This window comes from Knoellia tibetensis, assembly GCF_048606415.1.
GTDB classification, from domain to species: Bacteria; Actinomycetota; Actinomycetes; order Actinomycetales; family Dermatophilaceae; genus Knoellia; species Knoellia tibetensis.
Window position 1 is genome coordinate 1,884,765 of record NZ_JBMBWF010000001.1, and the last position, 21,871, is coordinate 1,906,635.

At 72.1% G+C, this 21,871-nt stretch carries 27 protein-coding genes; 16 read left to right on the top strand and 11 right to left on the bottom strand.

Features of this window, described 5'->3' with window-relative positions; all coding sequences use genetic code 11:
• Positions 1 to 23: 23 nt before the first annotated feature.
• On the bottom strand, positions 24 to 1,067 hold the full coding sequence (locus ACOJV7_RS08700; protein WP_420189739.1) for a pirin family protein: 1,044 nt from the start codon (positions 1,065 to 1,067) through the stop codon (positions 24 to 26).
• 307 nt (positions 1,068 to 1,374) lie between these two features.
• On the opposite strand from ACOJV7_RS08700, the gene ACOJV7_RS08705 reads away from it, so the two are divergent.
• The 4 genes from ACOJV7_RS08705 to ACOJV7_RS08720 all read left to right on the top strand — a co-directional run bounded on the left by ACOJV7_RS08705 (position 1,375) and on the right by ACOJV7_RS08720 (position 6,342).
• The gene (locus tag ACOJV7_RS08705; RefSeq protein ID WP_420189740.1) at positions 1,375 to 2,157 is read left to right on the top strand and encodes an NAD-dependent epimerase/dehydratase family protein; all 783 of its coding nucleotides are present in this window, start codon (positions 1,375 to 1,377) and stop codon (positions 2,155 to 2,157) included.
• A 163-nt stretch (positions 2,158 to 2,320) separates the two neighbouring features.
• Positions 2,321 to 3,175 (top strand): pyruvate, water dikinase regulatory protein, encoded by an 855-nt coding sequence (locus tag ACOJV7_RS08710; protein ID WP_420189741.1) that lies wholly within the window; start codon positions 2,321 to 2,323, stop codon positions 3,173 to 3,175.
• Positions 3,176 to 3,213: 38 nt separating this feature from the next.
• Entirely contained in the window at positions 3,214 to 5,622 is a 2,409-nt protein-coding gene (gene ppsA, locus ACOJV7_RS08715; RefSeq protein ID WP_420189742.1) for a phosphoenolpyruvate synthase, read from the top strand.
• Between the two features lie 144 nt (positions 5,623 to 5,766).
• Positions 5,767 to 6,342: a glycine cleavage system transcriptional repressor gene (locus ACOJV7_RS08720; RefSeq protein WP_420189743.1), complete on the top strand. Its 576-nt coding sequence runs from the start codon at positions 5,767 to 5,769 to the stop codon at positions 6,340 to 6,342.
• 112 nt (positions 6,343 to 6,454) lie between these two features.
• On the opposite strand, the gene ACOJV7_RS08725 is transcribed toward ACOJV7_RS08720, so the two are convergent.
• Positions 6,455 to 6,934 (bottom strand): hypothetical protein, encoded by a 480-nt coding sequence (locus ACOJV7_RS08725; protein ID WP_420189744.1) that lies wholly within the window; start codon positions 6,932 to 6,934, stop codon positions 6,455 to 6,457.
• Between the two features lie 110 nt (positions 6,935 to 7,044).
• Positions 7,045 to 7,296 carry a DUF6582 domain-containing protein gene (locus ACOJV7_RS08730; RefSeq protein WP_420189745.1) on the bottom strand — a complete coding sequence of 84 codons (252 nt, stop codon included), beginning with the start codon at positions 7,294 to 7,296 and terminating at the stop codon, positions 7,045 to 7,047.
• 86 nt (positions 7,297 to 7,382) lie between these two features.
• On the opposite strand from ACOJV7_RS08730, the gene ACOJV7_RS08735 reads away from it, so the two are divergent.
• From ACOJV7_RS08735 to ACOJV7_RS08760, 6 genes are read left to right on the top strand one after another with little or no spacing between them, the layout of a single operon-like run.
• The gene (locus tag ACOJV7_RS08735; RefSeq protein WP_420189746.1) at positions 7,383 to 7,925 is read left to right on the top strand and encodes a hypothetical protein; all 543 of its coding nucleotides are present in this window, start codon (positions 7,383 to 7,385) and stop codon (positions 7,923 to 7,925) included.
• 30 nt (positions 7,926 to 7,955) lie between these two features.
• Positions 7,956 to 9,035, top strand: coding sequence for a glycosyltransferase (locus ACOJV7_RS08740; RefSeq protein WP_420189747.1), 1,080 nt, complete (start codon positions 7,956 to 7,958; stop codon positions 9,033 to 9,035).
• Entirely contained in the window at positions 9,032 to 10,075 is a 1,044-nt protein-coding gene (locus ACOJV7_RS08745; protein ID WP_420189749.1) for a glycosyltransferase, read from the top strand. The genes ACOJV7_RS08740 and ACOJV7_RS08745 overlap by 4 nt, the downstream gene beginning before the upstream one ends.
• On the top strand, positions 10,068 to 10,898 hold the full coding sequence (locus ACOJV7_RS08750) for a glycosyltransferase family 2 protein (protein WP_420189750.1): 831 nt from the start codon (positions 10,068 to 10,070) through the stop codon (positions 10,896 to 10,898). Before ACOJV7_RS08745 ends, ACOJV7_RS08750 begins: the two co-directional genes overlap by 8 nt.
• A 37-nt stretch (positions 10,899 to 10,935) precedes the next feature.
• Positions 10,936 to 11,586: a helix-turn-helix transcriptional regulator gene (locus ACOJV7_RS08755; RefSeq protein WP_420189751.1), complete on the top strand. Its 651-nt coding sequence runs from the start codon at positions 10,936 to 10,938 to the stop codon at positions 11,584 to 11,586.
• A gap of 57 nt (positions 11,587 to 11,643) precedes the next feature.
• Positions 11,644 to 12,369 carry a response regulator transcription factor gene (locus ACOJV7_RS08760; RefSeq protein ID WP_420189752.1) on the top strand — a complete coding sequence of 242 codons (726 nt, stop codon included), beginning with the start codon at positions 11,644 to 11,646 and terminating at the stop codon, positions 12,367 to 12,369.
• A 40-nt stretch (positions 12,370 to 12,409) separates the two neighbouring features.
• On the opposite strand, the gene ACOJV7_RS08765 is transcribed toward ACOJV7_RS08760, so the two are convergent.
• A complete protein-coding gene (locus ACOJV7_RS08765; protein ID WP_420189753.1) occupies positions 12,410 to 13,585 on the bottom strand; it encodes a zinc-dependent alcohol dehydrogenase in 1,176 nt (391 codons plus the stop codon).
• A gap of 358 nt (positions 13,586 to 13,943) precedes the next feature.
• On the opposite strand from ACOJV7_RS08765, the gene ACOJV7_RS08770 reads away from it, so the two are divergent.
• The 3 genes from ACOJV7_RS08770 to ACOJV7_RS08780 are packed head-to-tail and all read left to right on the top strand — an operon-like array spanning position 13,944 to position 15,008.
• Complete coding sequence (locus ACOJV7_RS08770) at positions 13,944 to 14,399, top strand: SRPBCC family protein (protein ID WP_420189754.1); 456 nt, start codon at positions 13,944 to 13,946, stop codon at positions 14,397 to 14,399.
• Complete coding sequence (locus ACOJV7_RS08775; protein WP_420189755.1) at positions 14,396 to 14,527, top strand: hypothetical protein; 132 nt, start codon at positions 14,396 to 14,398, stop codon at positions 14,525 to 14,527. The genes ACOJV7_RS08770 and ACOJV7_RS08775 overlap by 4 nt, the downstream gene beginning before the upstream one ends.
• Positions 14,520 to 15,008, top strand: coding sequence for a pyridoxamine 5'-phosphate oxidase family protein (locus ACOJV7_RS08780; RefSeq protein ID WP_420189756.1), 489 nt, complete (start codon positions 14,520 to 14,522; stop codon positions 15,006 to 15,008). The genes ACOJV7_RS08775 and ACOJV7_RS08780 overlap by 8 nt, the downstream gene beginning before the upstream one ends.
• 85 nt (positions 15,009 to 15,093) lie before the next feature.
• Here the strand turns inward: ACOJV7_RS08780 and ACOJV7_RS08785 are convergent, their stop codons facing one another.
• Positions 15,094 to 16,008: an NAD(P)H-hydrate dehydratase gene (locus ACOJV7_RS08785; protein WP_420189757.1), complete on the bottom strand. Its 915-nt coding sequence runs from the start codon at positions 16,006 to 16,008 to the stop codon at positions 15,094 to 15,096.
• Positions 16,001 to 16,753, bottom strand: a complete 753-nt coding sequence (locus ACOJV7_RS08790; protein ID WP_420189758.1) for a histidine phosphatase family protein — start codon at positions 16,751 to 16,753, stop codon at positions 16,001 to 16,003. The genes ACOJV7_RS08785 and ACOJV7_RS08790 overlap by 8 nt, the downstream gene beginning before the upstream one ends.
• Before the next feature lie 188 nt (positions 16,754 to 16,941).
• Between ACOJV7_RS08790 and ACOJV7_RS08795 the strand changes: the two genes are divergently transcribed.
• Genes ACOJV7_RS08795 through ACOJV7_RS08805 form a run of 3 tightly spaced genes read left to right on the top strand, consistent with a single transcriptional unit; the run spans position 16,942 to position 18,130 of the window.
• On the top strand, positions 16,942 to 17,319 hold the full coding sequence (locus tag ACOJV7_RS08795; protein WP_420189759.1) for a DUF1304 domain-containing protein: 378 nt from the start codon (positions 16,942 to 16,944) through the stop codon (positions 17,317 to 17,319).
• 17 nt (positions 17,320 to 17,336) lie between these two features.
• Positions 17,337 to 17,699 (top strand): UBP-type zinc finger domain-containing protein, encoded by a 363-nt coding sequence (locus ACOJV7_RS08800; RefSeq protein ID WP_420189760.1) that lies wholly within the window; start codon positions 17,337 to 17,339, stop codon positions 17,697 to 17,699.
• A 17-nt stretch (positions 17,700 to 17,716) separates the two neighbouring features.
• Entirely contained in the window at positions 17,717 to 18,130 is a 414-nt protein-coding gene (locus ACOJV7_RS08805) for a PPOX class F420-dependent oxidoreductase (RefSeq protein WP_420189761.1), read from the top strand.
• On the opposite strand, the gene ACOJV7_RS08810 is transcribed toward ACOJV7_RS08805, so the two are convergent.
• From ACOJV7_RS08810 to ACOJV7_RS08830, 5 genes are read right to left on the bottom strand one after another with little or no spacing between them, the layout of a single operon-like run.
• A complete protein-coding gene (locus ACOJV7_RS08810) occupies positions 18,102 to 18,584 on the bottom strand; it encodes a hypothetical protein (protein WP_420189762.1) in 483 nt (160 codons plus the stop codon). The two genes, ACOJV7_RS08805 and ACOJV7_RS08810, sit on opposite strands and share 29 nt — an antisense overlap.
• 1 nt (position 18,585) lies before the next feature.
• Positions 18,586 to 19,110 carry a hypothetical protein gene (locus tag ACOJV7_RS08815; protein WP_420189763.1) on the bottom strand — a complete coding sequence of 175 codons (525 nt, stop codon included), beginning with the start codon at positions 19,108 to 19,110 and terminating at the stop codon, positions 18,586 to 18,588.
• 28 nt (positions 19,111 to 19,138) lie between these two features.
• Positions 19,139 to 19,504, bottom strand: a complete 366-nt coding sequence (locus ACOJV7_RS08820) for a hypothetical protein (protein ID WP_420189764.1) — start codon at positions 19,502 to 19,504, stop codon at positions 19,139 to 19,141.
• A complete protein-coding gene (locus ACOJV7_RS08825; RefSeq protein WP_474542524.1) occupies positions 19,501 to 21,072 on the bottom strand; it encodes a radical SAM protein in 1,572 nt (523 codons plus the stop codon). The genes ACOJV7_RS08820 and ACOJV7_RS08825 overlap by 4 nt, the downstream gene beginning before the upstream one ends.
• Positions 21,069 to 21,851: a prolipoprotein diacylglyceryl transferase gene (locus ACOJV7_RS08830; protein ID WP_420189765.1), complete on the bottom strand. Its 783-nt coding sequence runs from the start codon at positions 21,849 to 21,851 to the stop codon at positions 21,069 to 21,071. Before ACOJV7_RS08830 ends, ACOJV7_RS08825 begins: the two co-directional genes overlap by 4 nt.
• Between the last annotated feature and the right edge of the window lie 20 nt (positions 21,852 to 21,871).

The following is a 21,871-nucleotide window of genomic DNA, read 5'->3' on the forward strand; positions in this document are numbered from 1 at the left end:
CCGCGCTTCGGGCGCCCGCGGGCTCAGCGCTCGTCGGTCGTGCGCGTGTGCACGTCCCCGTGCGCCATCCCGGCGACGGCGGCGCGCAGCTCCTCGTCGGTCGGTCGGTAGGGCCGCAGCCCGTCCGCCGGGACCCGGCCGAGCCGTCCGGCCCGGAAGTCCTCGAACGCCTGCACCACTTCGCGCTTGGTGTTCATGACGAACGGGCCGTACTGCACCACAGGCTCGCGGATCGGCTGCCCACCGAGGAGCAGCACCTCGAGCGCCGGGGTCTCGACGTCCTGGCGCTCGTCGGCCGTGAGGGTCAGCAGGTCGCCGGGGCCGGTGACGATCGTCTGGCCCGGGCGGATGGGTCGCCGGTCGCGACCGATGGACCCGTTGCCCGAGAAGACGAAGACGAGCCCGTTGTATGCCGGGTTCCACGGGATCTCGGCCTGCGCGCCGGGGGAGATGGTCGCGTGCGCCATCGTGATGGGGGTGTGGGTGTCGCCGGGTCCGCGCCGGCCGCCGATGGAGCCCGCGATGATGCGGAGCAGCGTGCCGCCGTCATGGGTCGTGACGAGGGTCGAGTCGGTGCCCTCGAGGTTCTGGTAGCGCGGGTCGGACCACTTCTTCGCCGACGGCAGGTTGACCCACAGCTGCACGCCGTGGAACAGGCCCCCGGAGACGACGAGCTCGGCCGGCGGGGTCTCGATGTGCAGGACCCCGGAGCCTGCCGTCATCCACTGCGTGGCCCCGTTCTCGATCATCCCGCCGCCGCCGTGCGAGTCCTGGTGCCGGAAGCGGCCGTCCATGATGTAGGTGACGGTCTCGAAGCCGCGGTGGGGGTGCCAGTCGGTTCCGCGGGGCTCGCCCGGTGCGTAGTTCACCGCACCCATCTCGTCCATGTGGACGAACGGGTCGAGCTCCTGCACGGGGATCCCGGCGAACGCTCGGGTCACCGGGAAGCCCTCACCCTCGAAGCCCTTCGGCCCCGAGACCTGGCGGCGCACCTGACGGTCCGTCGCGCCCTCGGCGGGCCGGTCCAGGCGGGGCAGCGTCAGCGTGTCGGCAGTCACAGCAGGCATCGTCGTCCTCCTTCATGGGACCTCGTGGCAAGGTCGTTGAGGATTCAACCACCGGGCCCGAGCCCGCATTCCCGAGTCTCCTGCGCCCGACCCGGGGTGTCGAGGGTTGGGCGCGGGAGCAGCCGGACGTGGGTCCGGTGCCCCGGGGCGTCCGTGGACGAACACAGCGGGCACCCGCAGGAGGGGGCGGCGGGGTGCGTGTCCGGCATACGGTGGGGGGACGGCGAAGGGAGGGCGCGATGCCCGGGACAGGCGGCAACCAGGACGACCGGCGCGTCGGGCAGTGCGGGCGCGTCGAGGAGCTCGCGTGAGCGCCCGGCGGCGGGTGCTCGTCACCGGGGCGACCGGGACGATCGGGCTGCTGCTCGTCGACCGGCTCGCCGACGACTACGACCTCGTCCAGCACGGCCGCACCCCGAAGACGCCCGAGCAGGAGGGCGAGCTCGAGCGCGCGGACCTCACGAGCTACGAGGACGTACTGCCGCTCATGGAGGGCGTCGACACGGTGCTGCACCTCGCCGGGGAGGCCTCGCCGGAGGCCGACTGGGACGCGGTGCTGACCGCCAACATCGTCGGCTACCGCAACGTCCTCGAGGCCGCACGTGAGGCCCGGGTGCGTCGCGTCGTCTACGCCTCGTCGAACCACGCGATGGGGATGTACGACCGGCACGAGGAGTGGCCGGTCTATCCGCACCACCTGCCGCGGCCGGACTCGCTCTACGGGGTCTCGAAGGTCTTCGGCGAGACGCTCGGGCGCTTCTACCACGACGAGCACGGGCTCGACGTCATCTCGCTGCGGATCGGCTGGAGCTCGGGCGACCCGACGCTCGCCGACGAGGAGCTGCTCCGCGCGATGTGGCTCAGCGACGACGACACCGAGCAGGTCTTCAGGTGCGCCATCGAGGCGGAGGTCCCCTACGGCGTCTACTACGCCATCTCCGACAACCCCAACCGACGGTGGGACCTCACCAACACGATGCTCGACCTCGGCTACCGGCCGAAGGACTCGTGGACCGACGCGACCGGCGAGAGCGAGGACGTCGTCGAGGGTGGCGCCGCTGTGCGCGACGACTGGCCGGCCGGGTCCTGACACCGCGTCCGTTGCCGGGGCGACTGTGCCACGATCGGAGGCATGAGCCCTGTGCAGATCCGTCCCGTCGGAGGCGCTGCCGGCTGCCTCGTCATGATCCTCGTCTCCGTCGTCCTCTCGGTCGTGCTCACCGTCGTCCTCAACCTCCTCCTGCGCTGAGCCGATGACGACGACACCCGACGCGACCCAGGCGGCGGCGAGCGACACCCCGACGCCGGTCTTCTTCGTCGCCGGGGGCACCGGCATCTCGGCCGAGACGCTGGGCAACCTCCTGCTCGCCCAGTTCCCGGGGCTCACCTTCGTCCGCCGCAAGATCCCGTTCATCACCTCCGTCGAGCAGGCCAGGTCGGTCGTCGAGCAGGTCGACGACGTGATGACCGACGCCGTCACCCCGCTGCTCTTCTCGACGGTCTCGGACGAGGAGATCCGCCAGGAGCTCCAGCGGACCCGCGCGGCCTTCATCGACCTCTTCGGCTCGCACCTCGACACCGTCGAGCGGGTCCTGCACGTCAACGCCACCCACAACGTCACCGCGCTCCACGGTGTCGGCGACACGGTCCGCTACGACCAGCGGATGAAGGCGATCGAGTTCGCCATGGAACACGACGACGGTGCCAGCCTGCGCAACCTCGAGCAGTCCGACCTCATCCTCGTCGCGCCGTCGCGGTGCGGGAAGACGCCGACCTCGATGTACCTCGCGCTCCAGCACGGGCTCAAGGTCGCGAACTACCCGCTCGTGCCCGAGGACTTCGACTCCGCCGACCTGCCGCGCCCGATCCGGCCGCTCGCCGAGAAGTGCTTCGGGCTGCTCTCCACGCCCGCCCGGCTCAGCCAGGTGAGAGGCGAACGCAGGCCGGGATCGACCTATGCCACGCTCGCCCAGTGCAGCTACGAGCTGCGCCGGGCCGAGGCGATGTACAGGTCGCATCGGATCCCGTCGATCAACTCCGCCAAGATGTCCGTCGAGGAGATGGCTGCCGTGATCATGCAGAGCAGCCGGCTCCCCGACCTCGGTTGAGCAGCAGAGGGCGACGACGCCCCGACGAAAGGACCGCCATGACCGCCACCCAGCAGGGAGCCGGCAGCACCAACATCGCCTGGTTCGCGGAGCTCGGTCTCGACGACGTCGAGCACGTCGGCGGCAAGAACGCCTCCCTCGGTGAGATGGTGCAGCACCTGTCGAAGGCCGGCGTGCGCGTGCCCGACGGCTTCGCGACGACGGCCGACGCCTACCGCCGCTTCCTCGGTCACGAGGGCCTCGCCGACCGGATCAACGGCATCCTGCGCGAGCTCGACGTCGAGGACACCCGGGCCCTGGCCGCCGCCGGTGCGGAGATCCGCGACACCGTGGAGAAGCAGCCGTTCCCGGCCGACCTCGAGGACGAGATCCGCACGGCATACGAGCGTCTCGTCTCGGAGGCGGGAGCCGCGCCCGACGAGGTGAGCTGGGCGGTGCGCTCGAGCGCCACGGCGGAGGACCTGCCCGACGCGAGCTTCGCGGGGCAGCAGGAGACCTTCCTCAACGTGCGCGGGATCGACAACATCCTGCTCGCGATCAAGCGGGTCTTCGCCTCGCTCTACAACGACCGCGCGATCGCCTACCGCGTGCACAGCAACTTCGACCACGAGGCCGTGGCCCTGTCGGCCGGCATCCAGCGCATGGTCCGCTCCGACATCGGCAGCTCGGGCGTGATGTTCACGATCGACACGGAGTCCGGCTTCCCCGACGCCGTCTTCGTCACGAGCAGCTACGGCCTCGGCGAGGCCGTCGTCCAGGGCGCGGTCAACCCTGACGAGTTCTACGTCCACAAGCCCGCCCTGCGCGCCGGCCGCCCCGCGATCCTCAAGCGCGGCGTCGGCAGCAAGGCCACGAAGATGGTCTACACCGACGACTCCGAGGTCGGCCGCTCGATCGACTTCGTCGACGTCGACGAGGCCGACCGCGTCCGGCTCAGCCTCACCGACGCCGAGGTCACCGAGCTCGCCGAGCACGCCCTCAGGATCGAGGAGCACTACGGCCGCCCCATGGACATCGAGTGGGGCAAGGACGGGGTCGACGGCAGGCTCTACATCCTCCAGGCCCGCCCCGAGACGGTGAAGTCGCGCCAGTCCGGCTCGACCCTCCAGCGGTTCCGGATGGACGAGCGTGGCGACGTCGTCGTCGAGGGCCGCGCCATCGGCCAGAAGATCGGCGCCGGTGCGGTGCGCGTCCTCTCGTCCGCCGAGCACATGCACGACTTCCAGCCCGGCGAGGTCCTCGTCGCCGACATGACCGACCCCGACTGGGAGCCGGTGATGAAGCGGGCCAGCGCCATCGTCACCAACCGCGGCGGCCGCACCTGTCACGCCGCGATCATCGCCCGAGAGCTCGGCATCCCGGCCGTCGTCGGCACCGGCTCGGCGACCCGTGACCTCGCCGACGGCCGCGAGGTCACCGTCTCGTGCGCCGAGGGTGACACCGGCTTCGTCTACGACGGGATGCGTAAGTTCTCGGTGACCGAGACCGAGCTCGACGACATGCCCGACATCCCGGTGCGGATCATGATGAACGTCGGCACCCCGGAGCAGGCCTTCGAGTTCTCGCGCCTGCCGCACAAGGGGATCGGCCTCGCCCGCCTCGAGTTCGTCATCAACCGCCAGATCGGCATCCACCCGCGTGCCCTGCTCGAGCTCGACGACCAGGAGCCGGGGCTCAAGGCCGAGATCGAACAGCTCATCGCGGCCTACGACTCGCCTCGCGACTTCTTCGTCAGGCGCGTCGCCGAGGGCGTCTCGATGCTCGCCGCGGCCTTCGCGCCCGAGCCGGTCATCGTGCGGATGAGCGACTTCAAGTCCAACGAGTACGCCCACATGGTCGGCGGCCCGCGCTACGAGCCGACCGAGGAGAACCCGATGATCGGCTACCGGGGCGCTGCTCGCTACCTCTCGGACGACTTCGCCGAGTGCTTCGCCATGGAGGCCGAGGCGCTCAAGCTCGTCCGCGACGAGATGGGCCTCACCAACGTCAAGATCATGATCCCGTTCGTCCGCACCCTCGCCGAGGCCGAGGGGGTCATCGACCTCCTCGCCTCGCACGGGCTCAAGCGCGGCGACAACGACCTCCAGGTCGTCATGATGTGCGAGGTCCCCTCGAACGCCGTCAACGCCGACGCGTTCCTCGACCACTTCGACGGGTTCTCGATCGGGTCCAACGACCTCACCCAGCTCACCCTCGGCCTCGACCGCGACTCGGCGCTCGTCGCCGGCTCGTTCGACGAGCGTGACCCGGCGGTGAAGAAGATGCTGAGCATGGCGATCGAGGCGTGCAAGGCGCGCGGCAAGTACATCGGCATCTGCGGCCAGGGCCCCTCGGACCACCCGGACCTCGCCGACTGGCTGCTCGACCAGGGCATCGAGTCGATGTCGCTCAACCCCGACACCGTCGTCGACACCTGGCTGCGTCTCGCCAAGCGCGCCAACGCCTGACGCCGCGTCCCCGGCACGTCCCGGGTGGAGGATCGCAGGGACCCACATCCCCGCGATCCTCCACCCGTGCGGCCACCGTTCGCCGGGGCCGCTCGGGCCGCTCGGGCACTCGGCCGCCGAGGCCGACGGGGCTACGCTGCGAACGTGACCACGACACTCGTCCTCTCCGTCATCGGTGACGACCGTGCCGGGCTCGTCAAGGCCCTCGCCGACGTCATCGCCGCGAACGACGGCAACTGGGAGCGCAGCCACCTCAGCGAGCTCGCCGGCAAGTTCGCCGGGATCGTCGTCGTCACCGTCCCCGACGACCGTGCCGACACGCTGCGCGAGGCGCTCGCCCCGCTCGAAGGCCTGCTCGACGTCACGGTCCACGGCGCCGCGGACGAGGGTGCCATGGCGTCAGCAGCCCGGGCCGGTCGCGCCGACGCCGCCGAGGAAGCGCCGGTCCCGGTGCGCGTCGAGCTGCTCGGCAACGACCGTCCCGGCATCGTCGGCGCGGTCTCGGGCGTCCTCGCGGACCACGGGCTCAGCGTCGCCGAGCTCGTGAGCGGGACCCGGCCCACGCCCGAGGCGGGGGGACAGCTCTTCGAGGCCGTGGCGACCGCGACCGCGCCCGCCGGCACGGACCTCGCGGCGCTCCAGTCCGACCTGGAGCAGCTCGCGACCGAGATCATGGTCGACCTCACGCTCGACGCACCGGAGCCCGGCGAGCCCGCCTGACCCCACCGCCCCGGCGCTCGACCACACGGCAAGGCGAAGCCGGTATGCCGCGCCGCACCACGGCATACCGGCTCGCCCCCCGTGGGTCGGCGTCAGGGGCGCCGGACCCGGGTCAGAGGTAGTTCGACCAGCAGAGCCAGATGTTGGGTGCCCAGTGGTCGCCGATGCGGCCGTCGACCTTCATGCACGCGTAGTCGCGGTCCGGGTTGGCCGGGTTCGCCCCACCGACCTGGATATCGTAGGAGCCGTCCCACGCGCCGCTGCGGCGGATCGCGCCGGCGTACTGCGAGTAGTCGCCGCGGTCGTAGAGGCTGCCGATCGAGACCATCGTCCACATCGACTTCCCGACGGTGCCGCCGACGTGGACGTTCTTCACGCACACCTCGGACAGCCGATAGCGCTCGTACTCCCAGATCTGGACCCGGCTGAGGACCGTGCCGCTGGCGTTCGTGATCGGCACGGACCTGCTGAGGTCGCCGCGGCAGCCCGCGTAGGTGGTGGTGTTGCTCTCGGCGCTGGCCGCGGGGGCGGAGGCGACGACGGCGCAGACGGCGGCGGCGCCGGCCAGGACGGTGGTGACGAGGCGCTTCATCTCGGGTCCTCTCGACGGGGGTGGTCGTCGAGAACTGTCGAGCCGGGCGCTGCGGATCGGCTGCGGATCCGCTGCGAGCGCAGCGTTGGGCCGCCGGCGGCCCCGTGGCGTCAGTCGGCGTCGATCTCGATGCCGTGCTTCTTGGCCGCGCGCGTGATGCGCCCCTTGATGGCCTCGACCTCGTCGGCGTCGTACTTCGCGGCGTTGGACTTCTTGTTGATGTAGGACCACGCCGCGCGGACGTGCTCGTCGGTGTCGATCGGGTACTTCTTGTTCGTCGGGTCGGCGAACGTCACGTCGCCGTACTCGCGCTCGCCCTCGGAGGGGTCGACGTCGTCGCGCCTGGAGATGTGGGTTCCCATGCCTCCACCGTATGCCGGTCGCCCACCGCTTGGTTCCGCCCTTTGGGGTGGAGCGTGGGCACCCGCCGGTGCCTAGCGTCAGCAGCATGACGCTCTCCAGCACCGCGATCCGGGCCACCCATCTCGTGACGAACGCCGCGTGGTTCGGCGGCTCCCTCATGGGCGCGGTCGGCCTCAACCCGGCGGCGCGCGAGGGCGACGACGAGCGCGAGCGGGCGCAGATCTCCGACCGCGGCTGGAACGCGTGGGGCCCGGTGCAGGGGGCGGCCATCGGGCTGCACCTGCTGAGCGGGCTCGCGATCGTCGCGGACAACCGGCGGCGCACGGTGCTCCACCCGCCGACGACGGTCGCCGTCGTGCTCAAGACGGCGCTCACCGGGGCCGCGCTCGCGGCAAGCGCGGCGGCATACGTCAACGGAGCCCACCTCGGTCAAGCGCAGGAGAAGGCGGACGATGACCCCGCTGCGAGGCGTCGCACGAAGGAGCTCGCCGACCGCATGCGCTGGCTTCAGTGGGCGACGCCGGTGGCGACAGGCGGCCTGCTCGTCCTCGACGCCTATCTCGGCGAGCAGCAGCGTGGTGCGGCGGGACTGCTGGACCGGCCCACCTCGTGGCTGCGGCGCCGGTGAGGGCTCACGTCGTGCGCGGCGTGCGCTGACGTGCGGATCGCCGTCGTCGCCACCTCGCGCCACCCGATCTCGGAGCCGTATGCCGGCGGCCAGGAGACGCACACCGCCCTCCTCGTGCGCGGCCTGCGCTCTCTCGGGCACTTCGTACGCCTGTATGCCGTCGACGGCACCGACATCGACCTCGCGGACGAGCTCGTCCCCTATGTCGGCCGGCCCCGGCTCAGCGACCTCGCCCGGCAGGACCCCTCGATGCCCGAGATCGGGTTCCTCTCGGACCTCACGTCCTTCACCGGCGCCGTCGCGGACCTGCTCGCCCGGGACGACGTCGACCTCGTCCACAACCAGAGCCTGCACTTCCTGCCGCTCGCGCTGAGCACGGCGCTGCGGGTCCCCCTGGTCACGACGCTGCACACCCCGCCCTACCCGTGGATGGAGCTGGGGATCGCGCTCGCGCCGCCGCGGGCCGAGTTCGTCAGCGTGAGCGTGGCCAACGCGAGCGGGTGGACCACCCTCACGGCACCACCGCGGGTCATCCTCAACGGCGTGGAGGACGACGGGCTCGGCGAGGGCACCGGCGGTGACGACCTCGTCTGGGTCGGCCGGCTCACCGCTGAGAAGGGCACCGACCTCGCCATCGCCGCGGCCCGCCGGGCCGGCCGTCGGCTGCGGATCGTCGGCCCGGTGAGCAACCGCGCCTGGTTCGACGAGGTGGTCGCCCCGGAGCTCGGCGACGACGTCGTGCACGTCGGCCACCTCTCCCACCGAGAGCTCGTCGCGCAGGTGCGGGAGTGTGCGGTCGCCCTCGTGACACCCAGGTGGGACGAGCCGTTCGGCCTCGTGGCCGCCGAGGCGGCCGTGTCCGGCACGCCCGTCGTCGCGCTCGACCGCGGTGGTCTGCGCGAGTTCCTCGCACCGTCCCTCGGCGTCCTCGTCGACCCCGAGGGCAGCGACGAGGAGGTGGCCGCGCGCCTCGCGGTTGCCGTGGACGAGGCCGTCTCGCGCAGGGACGTGCGGCAGTCCGCGCTGGCGGCCCTGGGCAGCGAACGGATGGTCGCCGAGCACATCGAGCTCTATCGCGAGCTCGTTCTCTCGCGCCGGGCGACGTCGTGAAGGTCGGCTGGTACGTCCACCACCACGGGGCCGGTCACCGGACCCGCGCCCACGTCGTCGGTCGGGAGCTCGTCGCGCGGGGTGCGAGCGTGACGCTCCTCGGCAGCGACCTCGACGACGCGGCAGCCCACCGGGCCTCGCTGTCGACGGTGCGGCTCGCGATGGACGCACCGGTGCCGGAGACGTCGTCGCACCACGACCTCGACGTGGCGATGCACGGGTCGATGCACTGGGCCCCGCTGTGGCACAGCGGGTTCCGAGAGCGCATGACGACGATCGCCCGCTGGGTCCAGGTGGAGGAGCCCGACGTCGTCGTCGTCGACGTCTCGTGCGAGGTCGCTGTGCTCGTGCGACTGCTCGGTGTTCCCGTCGTCGTCGTCGCGCAGCCGGGGGAGCGGACCGACTCGGCCCACACGACGGCATACGCCGCTGCGACAGCCGTGCTGGCGCCGTGGCCCGCCTGGGCGACCGGCGACCTCTGGCGCACGACCGGCGGGACGGGTGGCGACGGGATCGACGACCACCGGGTCGTCGCCGTCGGCGGGATCTCGCGCCACGGCGCCGACGGCCCGTGCCGCAGGGAAGAGCGTCGCGGTGGCCGGCGCCGCGGCCTCGTGCTGTCCGGGTCCGGAGGGTTCGACAACCCCGCCCTCGTCGACACCGTGACCGGGGCGGTGGCCGACGTCGACTGGACAGTCGTGGGTGGGTCCGCATGGGTCCCGGACGTGCGCGAGCAGCTGGCCCGCTCGGAGGTCGTCGTCATGCATGCCGGCCAGAACGCCATCGCGGACGTCGCGGCCTGGCGCCTGCCGTCCGTCGTCGTGCCGCAGCGCCGCCCCTTCGCAGAGCAGACGCACATGGGCGCGGTCCTCGCCGGTGCGGGAATCGCCACGGTGGTGGGGGACGACGAGACCGCGGTGTGCTGGCCCGACCGCGTCGAGTCCGCCATCGCGCAGGGGGGCGCCGGTTGGGAGCGCTGGGGCTCGGAGGGCGCTGTCGCGCGGGCGGCGTCGCTCGTCGAGGTGGTCGGCGGTGGGTGAGCGCACGACGGTCGTCACGGTCGTGCACGGTCGGCACGACCACCTGCGCGAGCAGGTGAGGGTGCTGCGCCGGGTCGCCCCGGCGGTGCACCACGTCGTCGTCGCGATCGACGACGCGGAGGTGCCGGTCATCCTCGATCAGGCGGTGCGCACCACCGTGCTGGAGATCGGGACCGACCCGCTCGGCCTGCCGGTCGCGGCGGGCCGCAACGCCGGGGTGGAACGCGCGCTCTCCGACGGGGCGGCCCGGGTCGTCCTCCTCGACGTCGACTGCGTGCCCGGTCCTCGCCTCGTCTCCCGCTACGTCGACGCGTTCATGCGGGCCGGCGACGCCCTCCTCTGCGGCCCGGTGACCTACCTCCACGAGGGTCAGCGGGTTCCGGACGACCCGGACGACCTCGCCGGGCTGCGCGCGCCGCATCCGGCGCGACCCGACCCGGCCGACGGCTCGGTCCTCCGGCGCGGTGACCCCGACCTCTTCTGGTCGCTGAGCTGCGCCCTGTCCGCACCGACATGGCGCCGGATCGGCGGCTTCCACGAGGGCTACGTCGGCTACGGCGCCGAGGACACCGACTTCGGGCGGCTGGCCCGCTCGCGAGGGGTCGACCTCGTGTGGGTCGGCGGTGCGGATGCCTTCCACCAGTTCCACCCCGTCTCGACGCCGCCGGTCGAGCACGTCGCCGACATCGTCCGCAACGCCACGCTCTTCCACCGGCGCTGGGGGGAGTGGCCGATGCGTGGCTGGCTCGGGGAGCTCGACCGGAGCGGGCTGGTGTCCTGCGAGCCGGACCGCCTCGTCCTCCGGAACCCCTCGTCGGACTGAGCGGTTCCACCGCCCCTCCGTGGGGTAGGGGCACGACGTGACGCCGGTCCGCTCCCGACCCGTCCGCGTCGCCGTGGTCGACCACGAGGTCGTCCGCCTCGGCGTGGAGGCCATGCTGCGCCCGCACTCCGACCGCGTGCGCGTGGTGCGGCTCGCGCAGGCACGTCCGCTCACCCGGCACGTGGACGTCGTCCTCGTCGACCCGTTGCTCGAGCCACCGGAGGGAGGGCCCGACGTCGAGACCCTCGAGAACAGTCCGCACGTCGGCGACGTCGTGGCCTACACCTGGTCGCCGGACGACGCCGTCGTCGCCGGCGCCCGCAGGCGCGGCGTGCCCACGCTGCCCAAGTCGCTCGACGGGGAGCAGCTGGCAGCGGCGCTCTGCCGGATCCGCGACGGGCTCGCCCTCGACGACCTCCCCGGAGGTGGCCGACGGCGCGAGGACTGGCCCGGGAGGTCGGTGGGGCTCACCCACCGCGAGTCCGAGGTCATCGCGCTCGTCACGAGCGGGCTGAGCAACGGCGAGATCGCCGAGCAGACCTTCCTCAGCATCAACTCCGTCAAGTCCTACATCCGCTCGGCCTACCGCGCCATGGGCGTCTCGACCCGCAGCCAGGCGGTGCTGTGGGGCATCGACAACGGCATGGCGCCGACCCGGATGCCCATCCTCCTGCCACCTGCGAGCTGACAGGGGACCGTGCCGACTCCGTCCCGGGAGGTCGCGACCGGCGGGTAGCGTGCACCCATGACCCCCTCCGCGCGGCGGCCCGTCACGGTCGCAGTGGTCAACGACCACGAGCTCATCGTGCGCGGGGTGGCGGCCATGCTCGAGCCCTTCGCCGACCGAATCCGCGTCGTCGAGCTCGACACCCAGACCACGCCGGCGCTGCCGGTCGACGTCGTCCTCTACGACACCTTCGCCCGCACCGACCTCTCCCAGGACGACCTCGACGAGCTCGCGGGCGGTGGCCGGGTCGGTCGCCTCGTCCTCTACACGTGGACGCTCAGCGAGGACCTCATCGCCTCGGCCCGGGCACGCGGGGTGCACGCGGCGCTTCCCAAGTCGCTCGACGGTGCGAGCCTGGCCGAGGCCGTCGTGCGGGTGCACGAGGGTCACCTGGACCTCGTCACGGTCTCCGAGGAGCCGGTCATCCCCACCGGCTCGTGGCCCGGTCGCGACGAGGGCCTCACCCCGCGGGAGGCCGAGATCGTCGCGCTCGTCACGAGCGGCCTCAGCAACAACGAGATCGCCGAGCGCACCTACCTCAGCATCAACTCGGTGAAGTCCTACATCCGCTCGGCCTACCGCACGATGGGCGTCACGAGCCGGAGCCAGGCGGTGCTGTGGGGCATCGACCACGGCATGGCGCCGACCCGCATGCGCATCGTCATGACCCCCGACGGCTCGGATGCAGCGACCGAGGCCGACGACGACCTGCGCGACCCGGCCGCCGCCCCGTCACCTCGCTGAGGGGGACGGAGGGGCACGGCCGGGCAGGCGCGCGGGTGCCTCAGGGCTTGAGCACGACCTTGATGCAGCCGTCCTCCTTGGCGCGGAACATCGCGTAGGCGTCCGGAGCCGCATCGAGGGGCAGCCGGTGCGTCGCGAGCGACTCGAGGCCGAGCGGGTCACCGTCCTCCATGACGACAGGGACGATGTCGTCGACCCAGCGCTTGACGTTGCACTGGCCGAAGCGCAGCGAGAGCTGCTTGTCGAAGATCTCCATCATCGGCATCGGGTCGGTCATGCCGCCGTAGACCCCGCTCACCGAGACGGTCCCGCCGCGCCGCACGGCGCCGATCGAGGCGCGCAGCGCGGCGAGCCGGTCGATGCCGGCCCGCTCCATGAGCGGCTTGGCGAGGACGTCGGGCACGAAACCGACCCCCTTGATGGCCGCCTCGGCGACCGGGCTGCCGTGAGCCTCCATGCCGACGGCGTCCAGCGTGCCGTCGACGCCCCTGCCGGCCGTGAGCTGGATGATCTCGGACACCGGGTCGTCGTCGGAGCTCACGACGGTCGCGCCGTAGGCCTCGGCCTTCGCCATCCGCTCGGGGACGTTGTCGACGCCGATGACGCGCAGGCCGCGGTGGACGCCGATCGCGACGGCGAGCAGCCCCACCGGGCCGAGTCCGAAGACCGCGAGGCTGCCGCCCTTGGGCACCTCGGCGTACTCCACCCCCTGCCACGCCGTCGGCAGGATGTCGGAGAGATAGAGGAAGCGCTCGTCGGGCACCCCGTCGGGCACGGGGATCGGCCCGAACTGAGCCTGCGGCACCCGCAGGTACTCCGCCTGCCCACCGGGGACCGACCCGTAGAGCTCGGTGTAGCCGAAGAGCGCCGCGCCCTTGCCCTGGGAGCGGACCTGCGTCGTCTCGCACTGCGACATGAGCCCGTGCTCGCACATCCAGCAGTGACCGCACGAGATGTTGAACGGGATGACGACGCGGTCGCCGGGCTTGACGTGCGTGACCTCGGGACCGACCTCCTCGACGACCCCCATCGTCTCGTGCCCGAGGACGTCGCCCTTGGACAGGAACGGCCCGAGCGGGTCGTAGAGGTGCAGGTCCGACCCGCAGATCGCGGTGGAGGTGACCCGGATGACCGCGTCGGTCGGCTCCTGGATCGTCGGGTCCGGGACCTCCTCGACGCGGACGTTCTTCCTGCCCTGCCAGGTGAGTGCCTTCATGTGGTGCTCCTTGTCGTCGTTCGTCGGGCTGTCCTCGCGATGCGGTCGCCTCAGGCAATGACGTGCCGCTCCCAGTGGCGCGTACCCGCGGTCAGGGCGATGTATGCCGTTCCTCGCTGCCGCCGTGCCGACGGCCGGACTGCGCCCCGTCCCGACGGAGTGCACGGCACCGGGGCCCGTTGGGGTGCACTCCTCGACGCTAGGCCCGGCCCCGGAGGACTGCCACCTCCATCGGGGTGTAGCGCCGGCCCGAGTGCCAGGAGGGCCGGGACATCGGCCGGAAACCGGGCTGTGCACGCTGGTCGCCCGTCCGATCCGCTGACCTAGGGTGAGGGGACCCGACCCGGAGGAGGGCCACGTGGTCCACATCGCCCGAGAGTTCGAGGTGCCCTGTCCGCAGGACGCCGCCGTCGCCTACCTGGCCGACTTCGCCAACGCCGTCGAGTGGGACCCGGGCACCGTGTCGTGCGTGCGCGACGGCGACCCCTCAGCGCCGGTCGCCCCCGGCGCGACGTGGACGAACGTCAGCAAGGTCCTCGGCCGCGAGACGACCCTCACCTACGAGCTGGTCACGTTCACCGACGACCACGTCGTCCTCGAGGGCAGCAACAAGACCGCCGACTCCAAGGACGACATCAGCGTCACCGCGGTCGACGACCGGACGAGCCTGCTCCGCTACGACGCGACGATCACCTTCAAGGGGCTGGCGAAGCTCACCGATCCGCTCATGGCCCTCGTCTTCAAGGGGATCGCCGACGAGACCGTCGACGACATGACCGCGGCGCTCACCCGCGTGGGCAACGCCACCGCGTGAGCGCCACCGCGCCCGCGGCCACCCTCGGCGCCGAGGACTTCGTGCTGCTGACGACCTTCCGCGACACCGTCGTCATCGTCACCCCCCAACCTCAGCACGCCGACAGAGAGGACGCCCACCATGGCTGACCAGGACCCCAGGGAGCTCACCGCCGAGATCATGCGCGAGACGCGGATCGCGACGCTGACCTACGTCGACGACGCCGGCCGCCTCGTGTCGACGCCGATGGGCACCCAGGACTTCGAGGACCCCGGCACGGTCTGGTTCATCACCGAGCTCGACACCGACAAGGTGGCCGCGATCCGCCAGCGGCCCGAGGTCAACGTGGCCTACGCCAGCGACAAGGGCTGGGTCTCGCTGGCCGGCCGGGCCACGGTGAGCACCGACCGCGCCAAGCTCGAGGAGCTGTGGGACCCGTCGGTGTCGGCCTACATGGAGGGCGACGCCCAGACCCCCGACAACGGACTCCTCGAGATCACCGCCGCCACCGCCGAGTACTGGGAGTCCCCGGGCAAGGCGGCGATGCTCGTCCACCTCGTCAAGGGACTCGTCACCGACGACAAAGCCGAGGACGAGGACGACGACTCCAGCGGCGTCGTCCAGCTCTGACCCGTCGCTGACGGCTCATGCCGGCGTCTCACGGCCCACACGCAGAACCGAGCGCCCCGACCCACCCGCTCGGGGCGCTCGGTCGTCAGTTGCCTCGGAGCGAGCGCAGCACCCGCGGCAGCTGGTCGACGAGCTCCCCGGCGAGGTAGCCCACCCGGCCGAACCGCATGACGAGGTCGTCACCGGCGGCCGCGTGGACGTACTTCGCCCAGACGAGCGCCTGCACCGGGGACGCGCCCCGGCTGAGCAGGCCCACGGTGGCGCCGGCGACGACGTCGCCGCTGCCCGAGGTGCCCAGGCCGGTGTCTCCCGTCGTCATCTCCCAGACCTCGCCGCCGGCCACGACGACGGTGCTCGCGCCGACGACCGCGTCGAACCGCTCGGCCGCCTCGAGCGCCCCCTCCACGACCTCGTCGTCGTCGACGTCGTCCCGGCCGAGGAGGTGGGCGAGCTCGTGGGCGTTGGGGGTGAGGACGAGCCGGCCGCGCAGCGCCCTCGCCGTCGCGGGGTCGGCCTGCGGCAGGCTCGTGAGCCCGTAGGCGTCGAGGACGACGGGGGTGTCCTCGGGCAGCCGCGACACCAGCTCGTCGAGCAGGCGGGCCGTGCCCTTGGCCGAGTCCAGACCGGGCCCGACGAGCACGGCGTCGGCGCGCTCGAGCTCCTTGGCGAGCGCGTCACCCGCGCCCTCCCCGGTCACCGAACCGTCCTCGTCCTCGGCGAGCCCACGGGCGCCGCACTCGGGCAGGGCGACGGCGACGTGCTGCGCCACGCTCGCCGCGACGGCGACACTGAGGCGTCCGGCACCCGTGCGCAGAGCGGCCCGCCCGGAGAGCAGCACGCCACCGGGCGTCGCGCGCGCCCCGCCGATGACGAGCGTTTGTCCGCGGCTGTACTTGCTGCCCTCGGGCTCGGGCAGCGGCCAGTCCTCGAGCAGGTGCGGCGTCACGGGACGTGGTGAGTCGGCGTCGCCGCCCCGCACGGCCGCCGGCACCTCAACCACGGCCCACACCCACCTCGTCGGAGGCGCCCGGCTGGTCGGTGACCTCGACGCCGACGTCGCGCAGGTGCGAGTCGAGGTTGTAGTCGCTCACCCGCCAGCCGGTCGGCGACTCCTCGTCGCGCTCGAGCCGGCAGATGGCCGCGTTCTTGAGCGGCTCGGTGCGCGACCGCTCGAGCACTGCCTCCTCGTCGAGCCCTTCGGCGACGTAGGTGAACATGAGGATGACGACGTCGTGCGCGGTGACGAGGACGCTGTCGTGACTCTCCATGCTGCCGATGTCGGTGAGCACCGCGCGCACTCGCATGGCCACGTCGGCCCACGACTCGCCACCGGGTGGCCGGTAGTAGAACTTGCCGATCCACTCCCGTCGCTCGGCCTCCTCGGGGTACTTCGCCCGTATGCCGGCCGCGGTGAGCATGTCGGTGATCCCCATGTCGCGGTCGCGCAGCCGCTCGTCGACGCGCAGGTCGAGCTCGGTCTCGGCGACCGACAGCGCGATCTCTGCGCTCTCCCGCGCCCGCCGGTAGGGACTCGTCCACACGATCCCGGGGCGCTCGTCGTCGGGCAGCTTCGAGAGCCACCGCCCGACGGCGCCGGCCTGCTCGCGACCGAGCTCGGAGAGGGCGACGTCAGGGTCACGGGCGGGCACGTCGATCCGCTCCAGGCGCTCGCGCTGCGCCGACTCGGCGGCGACGTTGCCCTCGGACTGTCCGTGCCGGACGAGGATGATGCTGCTGCTAGGCATGCCACGAGGCTATTGCGCTTCTCCGCCGTTCGCAGGGCTAGGGGTGCTGCCGCCGGTGGCATCGGTGCTGGTCAGCCCACCCAGCTGCCCTCGCGCGCCACGGTGCGGACGGCGTAAGCCGGCCAGCGGCCCCGGAGCCGCGGAGCATCCGTGAACCCATCCTGCCCCTCGGGCCCTACGCTTCGACCATGGTCGTCGCCGCATACGTCCTCGCCGTGGTCGCCGCGGCCATCCACGTCTACATCTTCCGGCTCGAGTCGGTCGCCTGGACCGCTCCGGCCACCCGCAAGGTCTTCGGCACGACACCCGAGACGGCCGAGGTGACGAAGCCGATGGCCTACAACCAGGGCTTCTACAACCTCTTCCTCGCCGTCATCGCGCTCGTCGGGGTCGCCCTGCACGCCTCGGGGTCCGAGGATGTGGGCGCCGCCCTCATCTACGCAGGGTGCGGGTCGATGATCGCCGCCGCGCTCGTCCTCGCGACGAGCGACTCGACCAAGCTCCGCCCCGCAGCGATCCAGGGTGTCGCCCCCGCCCTCGCCGTCATCGCCCTGCTGCTCGGCTGACGGCGTAGCGTCGAGCCATGGCATCCCTGTTCGCCGAGTCGGCCGACCTCGACCCCACCCTCCCACCGTCGGGCACCGGATGCGCGGAATGCACTGCGGCACAGGGTTGGTGGGTGCACCTGCGGCGGTGCACCGCCTGCGGTCACGTCGGCTGCTGCGACACCTCGCCGGAGCAGCATGCGACCGCGCACTTCCGTGAGACCGGCCACCCCATCGTCGCGAGCTTCGAGCCCGGCGAGGCGTGGCTGTGGAACTACGTCACCGAGGAGATGGGTCGCGGCCCGTCGCTCGCCGAGCCCACCGCCCGGCCGGAGGACCAGCCGGTGCCGGGGCCGCAGGGGCGGGTGCCCGACAACTGGCGCGACCTCATCCACCGGTGAGCGGACGGCATACCGGAATGGACGACGCCACCCGGTTCCTCGCGGAGCAGCAGTACGTCGAGCTGACGACCTTCCGCCGCAGAGGTGCCGGCGTGCCCACGCCGGTCTGGATCGCGCCCGACGGCGACGACCTCCTCGTCGTCACCGTCGACGACACCGGCAAGACCAAGCGACTCGCACACACCGACCGTGTGGAGCTGCGACCGTGCAGCGTGCGTGGCGAGGTCGCTCCCGGAGCACCCCGGTATGCCGGTCGCGCCCGTGTCGAGCGAGGCGCTGCCTCGGTGGCTCGCGTCAAGCGGGCTATCGGGGCGAAGTACGGCTGGTGGTACCGCGCGCTCACCGTCGTCGAGCCCGTCGTCGAGCGGCTGCCCGGCCGCAGGCCGCGGGCCGCCGTCGTCATCACCGACGTCGTGCCGCTCGAGCCCTGAGCTCCTTCTCGATGCCGTGGGCGAAGCCGGAGCCCATCGCGGTGAGCACCCCGTGCATCGACGCCTGGACCGCCGGTCGGGCGATGCCGGGGAAGGGCAGGCCCACGGTCACCGAGAGCTCCATGCGCAGGTGCGTCGACCCCTCGGGCCGGGCGTCGCTGAGGTCGTAGCGGCCGTCGGTGCCGGCGCGCTCGGGCCCGTCGGGCGCGTGGGTGAAGGTGATGCGAGACGTCGGGTCGAAGTCCATCCGCTCGGTGAAGTCGAGCTCGACGTGCCTGCCGAGCACCGGGATGCGCACGAGCTGCCAGTGCCAGAGGTCGCCGTCGGCCTTGATTCCCCGCACCATCGGCGTGATCCGCGCGATCGTCGCCGGGTCGGTGAGGACGTCCCAGACGAGCTCGCGGGGGTGGGCGACCGTCGCCTCGGACGTCTTCGTCGCGGTGAAGGTCGCCATGTCAGTAGCCCGAGATGAGCGAGACGCAGACGCCGCCGAGGACGAAGCTGCCGACGGCGAGGCCGAGCATGATCCCGACGCCCCAGAACCTCGTCTGGCGTGCGATGAGCAGTGGCGAGGCGAGCAGCACCGGGATGATGGTCACGAGGAAGACGAGGAGCTCGACCGGCGCGTCGATGCCGGCCAGCCCGAAGGCGAGCAGCGGCGAGCCGACGGAGACGAGGAGTCCGATGAGGGCGCCGAGGACGACCTTGGCCCAGGACGGCAGGCCCGGCGCCGGCGGCCGCTGCGCGTAGGTCGGGCCGTAGGGGCCGGGGGGCTGCTGGGCGTAGGGCGCCCGTCCTTGCGGGGGCTGCCCGTAGGGCGGTGGTCCCGGTGGCAGCTGCCCGTGGGGCGGCTGCTGCGGCCACTGCTGAGGCGGTGGCGGCTGGAGGGGCCCTCCGGGTTGCTGCCACTGCTGCGGCGGTGGTCCCGGCGGTGGCACGGGACCCTTGGGCTCCTGTCCCTCGGATGGCTGGTCGGTCATCGGGCTCCTTCCCGGACGTCGATGGTGCTCACCACAGCCGCCACGGACCGAAGCCGAGGGCCACCGCGGCGACCGCGAGGACGACGAGAGCGGCGAGGTAGGCGAGGACGAGACGGGTGTCGCCGAGGAGGCACTTCGACCGGAGCAGCCCGGCCCGGCGCGCCCTGGTGTAGCCGACGACCCCGAGCGCGGCGAAGAACGCCAGGGCCAGCGGCCCGAGCAGCCAGCCGAGCAGGGCCACCGTGGCGAAGATGCAGAGGCGCAGCGGGTCGAACGGCGCTGCCGCCGCCATCCCAGCAGTCGCCGTGCCGGCCGCCCCCGTGCCGGCCGTCGCCGTGCCGCCCGTCCCCGCGAGATCGACGGGTTCGGTCGGCACGATGCGCGGGTCGGTCATGCCCGGCCTCCCGTCGCCGTCGAGATCCGGGTACGCGACAACGGCATCCACGCCTGCACCGCGCAGAACGGTGCGCACTGGTGGGCGTCGGTCTCTGCGTTGACGGTCGCGACGTGCACGCAGCACTGCGTGAGCCGCTCCTCGATCATCGTGTTCATGTCCATGAAGGGCTTGACCGTCACCCGCAGCACCCGCTCACCGAGCATCGCGCGGAGCTTCTCGTGCCGGCCCGGCAGTCGCGACGACGCGAGCGTGGCGAGCGTGCCGATGCCGAGGTCGCAGGTGGTGCAGATGTCCTTCCAGATCGTCGCCATCGACGGGTGCGACAGCGACGACTGCTCGCTGAGGAGGTCGAGCAGCGAGCCACGGACGATCGCCTTCATCGCGTCGGGGATGGTGTCGTCGGCGATCCGGTTCGCGAGCAGGTCGGGCTCGAGGTCGAGCCACTCCTTGAGCCGGTCGTGCCCGATGAGCGAGGTGAGCGAGCGCCACTCGCCGGAGTCGTCGCGCAGCAGGTAGCCCACCGAGCAGCAGTGCGGGTGGCTGCACGGCAGCGCCGTGAGGTCGCGCCACGTCACCTGGCCGCCCGTCTGCCCCTCGAGGCGCGCGAGGACTCCGGTGTGGGTGAGCCGGTCGAGCGGGTCGACACCGCTGCCGCGCCCGCTGCCGAAGACCGGCTGGATCGTCACTCCGCCGACGTAGGGCGTGTCGAGAGCGCGCTTGACGACGTGCCCGATCTCGTCGTCGTTGACGCCGAGCGCGGCCGTCATCGTCAGCGTCGTGAAGATCCCGGCTCCCGACAGCCGCTCGATCGCCCGATCCTTGAAGCGGCGGATGTCGGCGCCGCGGTGGGTGACCGACGCCTGGGCCGACTCCCCGTCGTACTGGAGGTAGACCTCGACGCGCTCGCGGTGACGGCGCAACAGGGCAAGCAGCTCGTCGTCCTGGGCGATGCGGAGCCCGTTGGTGTTGACGAGGACGCGCACGATCGGCCGGGCCGTCACCGCGTCGAGCAGCTCCTCGAGCCGTGGGTAGAGCGTCGGTTCGCCGCCGGAGAGCATGAGGACGTCGATGCGGCCGTTCTCGCGCGAGAGCCGGGTGTCGATCGACGCGAGCACCTGATCCAGCGGCGCGACCGAGGCGAGCGCGGGGGAGGACTCGGCGAAGCACGTCGGGCACTTGAGGTTGCAGTGGTCGAGGAGGTCCTCGAGGAGGATGCACGTGTGCTGGGTCTGCATCTGTGGCAGCCCGTCCTCGTAGGCGCTCGGCACCGGCTTGAAGTTGCCGGTCACGTCGGGCTGGTGGACCTTCGTCGGGGCCGTCCACTGCTCGAGGTAGGCGAGGATCTCGGGCGACTCGTCGTAGAGCGTGCGGACGAGCCCGTGGTCGGGACAGCCGCGCTCGAGCCACACCCGCCCGTCGCGGACGGCGAGCCAGCCACTGAGCCGGCGCACCTCCGCGAGCGGCCGGTCGGGCCGCTCCTCGTGGCACAGCGGGCAGAAGGCGTTGACGTAGCGGTGCACGCGGTAGTCGCGCAACGGCATACCGGCTCCTCGGGGTGCGCTCACGCGTTCACCTCCACGGGTTGGGCGGGACGGCTGGGTGCGTAGGCCCCGGAGCGCCAGCGCCACGCGATGCGCGCGAGCAGGACCGGGACGGTCACGGCGAGGAAGAGCTGGGGCCGGGTGAGGCCCATCCACACGACCTCGTTGCCGCGCACCGTCTCGACGGCGAAGCGGAAGACGCCGTATGCCGCGACGTACCAGACGAACGTCTCTCCCGGGGGGAGGTCGCGGTGGCGCAGCCAGAGCCACAGCACCGCGAACGCCGCTGCGTGGAAGGCGATCTCGTAGGCGAACGAGGGGTGGAGGGGGACGCCGGCGACGCTGCCGGTGCGCTCGGCCGCAGCGGCGTCGAGGGAGATGCCCCAGCCGCCACCGGTGGGCGTGCCCGGCTCCTCGGTGAGCAGGCAGCCCACCCGCCCGACGGCCATGCCGAGCGCGACTGCGGGCGCGAAGAGGTCGCCGGTGCGCAGCCGGTAGCCGGTGAGCCGCTTGGCGACGTGGACCCCCAGCCACGCCCCGACGAGGCCGCCGAGGATGGACCGGTTGCCATGGAGCCACTGCTCCATGACCGAGGCGTTCTGGCGCAGGTCGACGTGCTGGAGCCACGTCCCCATCCGCATGAAGATCGCGCCGCCGACGACGGCGCCGAGGACGACGTGGAGGAGCCGCTCGTCGCGCTGGCCGCGACGTCTTGCCTCGAGGACGAAGACCACTGCCGCCACGACGACGCCGATCGCCACGAAGAGCTCGTGGGCCGGCACGGGTCCGAGGCGGGGGATCACGTGGACACCCTCCCACCCGA